The organism is Prevotella sp. MGM2, assembly GCF_002933955.1.
Lineage (GTDB): Bacteria > Bacteroidota > Bacteroidia > Bacteroidales > Bacteroidaceae > Alloprevotella.
Genome location: NZ_BEWW01000058.1, coordinates 1 through 531, shown reverse-complemented (window position 1 = coordinate 531; position 531 = coordinate 1). Strand labels below are relative to the sequence as shown.

Annotated in this window: 1 protein-coding gene; it reads right to left on the bottom strand. The window is 45.6% G+C overall.

The features are described from left to right. Positions 1-46 precede the first annotated feature (46 nt). The coding region (locus C5S62_RS01410) for a peptidase dimerization domain-containing protein (RefSeq protein WP_148665643.1) at positions 47-531 on the bottom strand (485 nt) is incomplete at its 5' end.

Below are 531 nucleotides of genomic sequence, written 5' to 3'. Positions count from 1 at the left end.
TAGTGTTAAAATGCACAGGGAATCATTAGTCGATGATGATCCGCCTTTATGGCCGGCCTGCTATTATTTTTAAATATTTTTCGATGGAATCGGTTATTTCTTCCATTTTTATATACTCGTCAGCAGTATGTGAACGGGCGGAATCACCGGGACCTATCTTGAGCGACGGCCATGGCATCAAGGCCTGATCGCTGAGCGTAGGCGAACCATAAGGCTGACCGCATAAACCTATGGCGTTGCGCACCAAAGGATGGGAAAGGGAAATGCTGGAGGAATTGAGACGCGTTGACCGTGCCTGTACATTTGAACGGATGTTTTTGACGATTTCATCGAGTATTTCTTTATTGGAATAACATTCGTTGGAGCGCACATCCACTACCATTTTACAAGTGTCGGGTACAACATTGTGCTGTGTGCCGGCATTAATAACAGTCAGAGACATCTTCACTTCTCCCAATAAGGGAGATACACGGTCAAAACGATGCCGGTGAAACCATTCCATATCTGGCAGGGCTTCGTATATGGCATTGA